Source organism: Cohnella sp. GbtcB17, assembly GCF_019091135.1.
In the GTDB taxonomy this organism is placed as follows: domain Bacteria; phylum Bacillota; class Bacilli; order Paenibacillales; family Paenibacillaceae; genus Cohnella.
The window spans coordinates 58,788-65,203 of the sequence record NZ_JAGXJW010000012.1; the positions used below are offsets into that span (position 1 = coordinate 58,788).

The 6,416-nt window shown below is 65.6% G+C and carries 6 protein-coding genes; 1 reads left to right on the plus strand and 5 read right to left on the minus strand.

The window, feature by feature from the left end; genetic code table 11:
• Positions 1–12: 12 nt before the first annotated feature.
• The 5 genes from KVT38_RS08625 to KVT38_RS08645 form a co-directional block, all read right to left on the minus strand.
• A complete protein-coding gene (locus KVT38_RS08625) occupies positions 13–1,242 on the minus strand; it encodes a Gfo/Idh/MocA family protein (protein ID WP_217593294.1) in 1,230 nt (409 codons plus the stop codon).
• A gap of 64 nt (positions 1,243–1,306) precedes the next feature.
• Positions 1,307–2,317 carry a Gfo/Idh/MocA family protein gene (locus KVT38_RS08630; protein ID WP_217593295.1) on the minus strand — a complete coding sequence of 337 codons (1,011 nt, stop codon included), beginning with the start codon at positions 2,315–2,317 and terminating at the stop codon, positions 1,307–1,309.
• A gap of 25 nt (positions 2,318–2,342) precedes the next feature.
• Entirely contained in the window at positions 2,343–3,137 is a 795-nt protein-coding gene (locus KVT38_RS08635) for a DeoR/GlpR family DNA-binding transcription regulator (RefSeq protein WP_217593296.1), read from the minus strand.
• Positions 3,138–3,282: 145 nt separating this feature from the next.
• Complete coding sequence (locus KVT38_RS08640; protein ID WP_217593297.1) at positions 3,283–4,212, minus strand: 1-phosphofructokinase family hexose kinase; 930 nt, start codon at positions 4,210–4,212, stop codon at positions 3,283–3,285.
• Positions 4,209–5,075: a class II fructose-bisphosphate aldolase gene (locus KVT38_RS08645; RefSeq protein WP_217593299.1), complete on the minus strand. Its 867-nt coding sequence runs from the start codon at positions 5,073–5,075 to the stop codon at positions 4,209–4,211. Before KVT38_RS08645 ends, KVT38_RS08640 begins: the two co-directional genes overlap by 4 nt.
• A 168-nt stretch (positions 5,076–5,243) precedes the next feature.
• Here KVT38_RS08645 and KVT38_RS08650 point away from each other — a divergent pair, with 168 nt between their 5' ends.
• Positions 5,244–6,299 carry an SIS domain-containing protein gene (locus KVT38_RS08650; RefSeq protein WP_217593300.1) on the plus strand — a complete coding sequence of 352 codons (1,056 nt, stop codon included), beginning with the start codon at positions 5,244–5,246 and terminating at the stop codon, positions 6,297–6,299.
• Positions 6,300–6,416: the final 117 nt, after the last annotated feature.

Here is a 6,416-nt window from a genome sequence, read left to right on the forward strand (position 1 = left end):
ATCCGGCCGAGACTAGGCGCCGTTCATGCGGAAACGCTGGGGAAAACGGCGGTACTCGCGCAGGTCGAACGGCTCTGGCTGTACGGTCCAGGGCAAGCCCGTCTCGGAGAGCAGCTTGCCCGCGGCGAAGGCATTTTTCATGGCAGCCTCGATCCCCTCGATATAAGCGCCCGGCTGATCCGCCGCATCCGACAGCCGCACGAAGGAAGCCGGAATCCCGCGGATCTCCCCCGCCGATTCGAATGCGCCGTTGGCGACGAGCGTGAAGCGCCGCGCCGAATCCAGCGAGACGTCGAGTCCGTCATCCCGACCGTCGAGCGTCCCGATCAGGTTCCGGTACCGCCGCTCGACGATGCCGCCCTCCGCGCAGTCGTACGATTTCCCCAGACCGTATCGCCAGATCTTGACCTGGTCGTCATAATCCCATTCGATCGCGCCTTCGGTGCCTTCGATCCGAATCCGCTGGGTCTCCGTCTTCTTCGCGCACAGCGTCACGTAATAGCTTAGCGTCGTGCCGTCGCTCATCTCGATGCGCATCGCGGTCGTATCGTCGCTTTCGATCGGGTTGGCATGGTACATCTCTGCCGTCACGCTGACCGGCTGCGAATCGCGGCCGACCTCGCCCGCCGCCGTCTCCGCCAGCTTTAGCATGCTGTAGAGCAAATGCGCGGCCGGATTGTGAAAAGCGCCGTCGAGGACGACGTTTCCCGCGGACGTCAGCTTGCCCGCCCAAGGCGTGCGGCCGAAGTAAGCGGACGTGCGCTGCAGCAGTGCGATCGCCTTGAAGCGCCGGACGCGGCCGATCTCTCCGGAAGCGATCGCGTGCGCGATCAGCGCCTGGGCCTTGCGCGACGGCGCAAAGAAGTTGACGGCGCACAGCTTGCCCGTCCGGGCGGCGGTCTCCGCGATCCGGTCGACGTCCTGGAGCAGGGCGCCGGGCGGCTTCTCCAGGAGGACGTGGTAACCGGCCTCCAGCGCGTCGATGCTCATCTGCGCATGCAGCGGGATCGGCGTGGAGACGACGACGAAGTCCGCTCCCGCCTCTGCGGAGAGCATGTCGCGATAGTCGGCATAGTGCCGAATGCCTCGCTCCGCGACGATAGCCGCCGCGCTCTCCGTCAATCGCACATCGCTGACCGCGGCCAGTTCGAGCGCGCCTGCATCCGTGAGTCGGACGAGCTCGTTCAGATGGACGCGGCCGAAGCCGCCTGCGCCGATCAGTAGTGCTCTACGTACGGACATGTCGTTTCCCTTCCCCCTCTTGAATATCGCGTTGCCGGAGCGATTGCCGCCCCACAAGCTTCGGCTAGACGCGCACGATCCGCTCCGCGCGCTCGTCCGCATCCACGGCCGCCTCGGAGGCGAGCAGCACGTCTTCTCCCGACAAGACGGACGCTTCGCCGCGAAGCCGATTCGCAAAATCCGCGTAGAGATGGACCGGCGGTTGCCGCAGCGGCACGAGATGGAGCGCTTCCATGCCGCTCGACATCAGCAGCATCGGCTCCCGGGAGCCCCAGGGATCGCCCTGCGAACGCAGCTCGGCGGTTCCCTCCGTGCCGACGGCGAAGATGCGGCCGTCTCCCCACGTCCAGCTGCCGGCCGGCGTATGCCAGTCGGCATACAGCTGGGCGATCGTACCGTCCGCGAGCCTCGCATTCAGCGCCGCGGCATCGTAGAAGCCCGGGTGCTCCGGCAGGATGGTTTTGGCCATATAGCCCTGCACATCGGCAATCTCGCTGCCGGTCAGCCAGCGCAGGAGATCCAGGTCGTGAACGAGCAGATCCTGAATGATGCCCCCGGACCGCTCATAGTCGAAAAACCATTCCGGCCGAGCCGCGGCGTTCAGCCGATGCGGCTTGCGCATGTCGAGCGACACGAGCCGCCCCAGCGCGCCTTCGTCGATCAGCGCCTTTAGCGTATGCACGCCGACGCTGAAGCGCTGGGTCAGCAGCATGCCGAGCTCGATCCGCCCGCGCGAGACAATGCCGCGCAGCCGCTCGAGACCCGCCCGGCCCGTCACGGCCGGCTTGTCGAGCATGACGTGCTTGCCTCCCGCCTCGCACAGCTCGGCGATGTCGATCTTGCGGCTGTTGACCGCGGCGCAGCCGACGACGCTCACCTCTTCCGCCAAGGCTTCGTCGATCATGCCTAGCAACGGTATGCCGAATCGTTCGGACAGCGACATCGCGAGCCCCGGGTCCTCGCCGTCCTCCTCGAAAATACCCGCGCAGCGATAGCCCATGCCCAGCATGTTTTCGATAAAAGACCCGATATGCCCGTGCTGGCATCCGATAACTGCGAAAACAGATGGCTCCATAGATCCGCTCCTCGTCCGACAGGATTTATGACGGTTGCTCGGGTACGTGGACGGCCATCCTATGATCGCGGCAAGCCTGCGCCAGCCACCCGTCCGGCTGCCGGTTCGTGACGATGCCCGTTGCATCGGCGAGCGGCATGATCGTGAAGAGCGCCGTTTTCGCAAGCTTGCTGTCGTCGAACACCGGAAACACCTCGCCCGAACGCCGGATCAACATTTGCGCGATCCGGACCTCCATTTCCGAATGCATCGTCCAGCCGTGCGTCTCCGAGACGCCGTCGACGCCGAGGAACATCTTCGTGACGTTGATGCGATCCGCGACGATCTCGGCGAGCGGCCCGATCAGCTCGTAGCTCTTGGCCCGCATGACGCCGCCGACCACGACGACCTGGACGTCCTCCGCGTCGGCCAGCTCGAAGGCGATGTTCACTGCGTTGGTCACGACTGTAATGTTGCGCCGGGCTTTGAGCGCGCGCGCGATGAGGAACGTCGTCGTCCCGCCCGTCAGACAGATGACGTCGCCCTCGGACACGAGTCCCGCCGCCGTCTCCGCGATGCGTTCCTTCTCTTGCAGCTGCGCCTGCCGCTTATCCGCGAAAGGCAGCTCGGCTGCCGGCTGCGCCGGCGTCCCTTCGTACACGGCCCCCCCGATCGTCCGGATGATCGGTCCCGATCGCTCCAGCAGATCGAGATCGCGCCTTGCGGTCGCCTCCGAGATTTGCAGCGCACTCGTAATCTCCTGAATCGACAGTCTCCCGCCGGCTTTGATCAGCTCCAGCATCTTCGCCCTGCGCGCTTCGCCCTTCGACGTCGCTTCCATGATTCGTCTCCCCCGCCCGTTATCCGCGTATTTTTCTACATTGTGCAGGAGAAGCCGTCCGGATTGCAACAAGGGTTGCGCTGGCCGGGCTGCAAGCGATGAAGGCATAGACGCGCCCGGGGTAAACAGCGATGACGTCGACGTCTTACAGCGGCAGAACTTCCACCCGGTCCACAAGCCGTTCGTATGCGGCCGGGTCGAGCTCCCCCGCCCGGTCTGTCATCGCCGCCGCCGCTCCGGCGGCCGCGGCCACGCGAAGCCGCTCCTCCGCCGGCAGCCCTTGTTCTTCGGCATAGGCCATGCCGGCCACGAACGCGTCGCCGCAGCCGACGGCGCTGACCGCGGCGACGCCCGGAGCAACGACGCGATACAGCTTGCCGTCAATGCAGGCGACCGCGCCCTGGCGCCCGAGCGTCGCGCACACCTGGCCGATGCCCTGGCCGTGAAGCTTCGCCGCCGTCTCCGTTACTTGCGACGCTTCGAGACGCCTGCGGCCGGACAGTCGCGCCAGCTCTTCTTCGTTGGGCTTGATCAAGTCCGGTCTTGCGCCGACGCCGAGCGCCAGCGCTTCGCCGCTCGCGTCCAGATAGACGCGGGCGCCGGTGGACCTGGCGATGCCGACAAGCTCCGCGTACAAGTCCGCCGGCGCGCCGGCGGGCAAGCTGCCGGACAGGACGACGACGCTGGCTTGCGCGCCGAGCCGGCCAACGGCTTCTTTAATGTCCGCGATCTCTGCGTCCCCGACCGTCGGCCCCTCCTCGAGCAGCTCCGTCGACGCGCCGCTCGCCTCGTCGACGATATTGAGACAGGTGCGAGACTCGCCGGCGATGCGGACGAAGGCGGTCCCGATGCCTCTCGCCGCGAGTCGCTCCTCGATAAAGGCGCCTGCGCCGCCCGCAGAGAATCCGGTCGCGACCGCTTCGCCGCCAAGCAGCCTGACGATCTTGGCGACGTTGTTCCCTTTACCCCCGGGCTCGGCGATCTGCCGCCTAACCCGCTGCACGGCGCCCGCCGCGAACCCGGACACATAGTAGGTTTTGTCGACCGCGGCGTTTAACGTGACCGTGACGATCACACCGCCTCACCGCCCCGTCCCGCGCAGCCGCACAGCGCGATCTTCTCAAGCGCCAGACGCTTGACCGCTTCCTTGGCCGGCACCATGTACTTGCGGGGATCGTTCTCCCCCGGCCGCTCCTCGAAGACGCGCTTGATGGCATCCGAAAACGCGATGCGCAGCTCGGTCGCGATGTTCATTTTGGCCATACCGAGCGAGACCGCCCGCCGCACCTGCTCGGCCGGAATGCCGGAGCCGCCGTGCAGCACCAGCGGTACGTCCACGCTGCCGGCGATGCGCGCGATCCGGTCGAAGTCGATGTTCGGATCCCCCTTGTAGATGCCGTGCGCGGTGCCGATGGCCGGCGCCAATGTGTCGACGCCCGTGCGCGCGACGAAGGACACGCATTCCTCCGGGTCCGCCAGCAGCGCGTCGCGGGCGTCGACGACGATGTCGTCCTCCACGCCGCCCACTTTGCCGAGCTCCGCTTCGACGTTGACGCCGACTGCCGCGGCTACCGAGATGACGCGGGCGGTACGCTCGACGTTTTCCTCGTAAGGATGCATCGACGCGTCGATCATGACGGAAGTATAGCCCGCGCGGATGCACCTTACGATGACGTTGTAGTCGGTGCAGTGGTCGAGGTGAAGGCCGATCGGCAGACGCGTCCGGCTCGCGGCCACCTCGGCCGCGGCGGCGATGTAGTCGGCGCCCAGATGCTGGACGGTGCCGACGGTCGTCTGGAGAATGAGCGGGGCGTCGCTCTCGATGGCGGCATCCACGACCGCTTGCAGCATCTCGAGCGTGTGAACGTTAAAAGCCGCTACGGCGTATCCATGCTTTCTCGCGTGCCGCAGCACCGCCGTCGTCGAATTTAGAGGCATGACTGGTTCCTCCCGGCCTGCTTGAGTGTGTTCGTGCGTGAGTCGATCGATCGCGTTCGATTCTAATATAGAGAATTATTATGATTTTTTCAATCATAAAATGATTGTAATAATCATTTTATTTGATTATTATGATCGTAACACTCAATACATGGAGGTTGCCGTCTAATGAGCCTGACGTACCGGGAGACCAAGCAGCAATACGCGGCGTTGCGACAAACCTATGATTACATACTGGGCGAGCGAGATCGCATCGAAGCTTTCGTGAAAAGCGTCGCCCCCTCCTCCTTCACCTTTCTCGGCTGCGGCTCCAGCTATTGTCTCTGCGAATCCGCCGCGTTTTCCTTCCGGCTGCGCGCGGGCTTGAACGCGCAGGCCTATGCGGGCGGCGACATACTGCTGAACGGCGAGCGCTATCGCGCTGCACTGCCGGGCACCTTGCTGGTCGCGCCGTCCCGGTCGGGCAGCACGACGGAGATCGTCGAAGCCGTCCGGCTGCTGCGCGGCGCGGCGCATGTGCCGCTTCTGGCCATTTCCTGCGTCGCCGAATCCCCGTTGTCGGCCGAGGCGGATCTGGCGCTCGCGCTGCCCTGGGCGTTCGACGCCAGCGTCTGCCAGACCCGTACGGTGGTCAACCTGTATGCGGCCAACCTGCTGATCGCCGCCTTCCTCGGCGGCGACAAGGCGCTGATCGCGTCACTCGACGCTGCCATCCGTGACGGCGAAGCGTTCATGGCTCGGGTCGAAGCGGGCATCCGTCGCGCGGCCGGGTTCGACTGGGACCACGCGGTCGTGCTGGCCGACGGCGAGTTGAAGGGCTTGGCGGGCGAAGGCGCGATCGCGCTCACCGAGATCGCGTCCGTGCAGGCCCAGTCATATCACCTGCTGGACGTCCGCCACGGGCCGATGGTCGTCGTCGGTCCGGGCACGCTCGTGATCGCGGCCGTATCCGGCGATAGCGGCGGGGCAGGGGCGCAGCACCGGCGCAACCTGCTCCGCGACCTCAAGCGCAGGGGAGCGACCGTCATCGTCTACGCTGACGAGGCGGACGCGGACTTTGAAGGGATCGCGGACTACGCCGCCTTCTCGGGCTTCGCGCTGGACCCGGCGGCGCAGGGCATTCCTTTTCTTTTTCTCTCGCAGATTGCGGCGCTTTGCCGCGCGGAACGCAAGGGCATCGATCCCGACACGCCGGACGGGCTGGTAGCCTGGGTCGCGCTCTGACAGGCCGGGTCAGTTGATGAGTCGTGGGGTTTCTGGCGGCAGGTGCTGCAGTCGGCGGGCGAAGTAGTTCTAATGGGGACTTCTGGTGGCTGGCGCCGTGGTGGGCAGGGCAAAGTA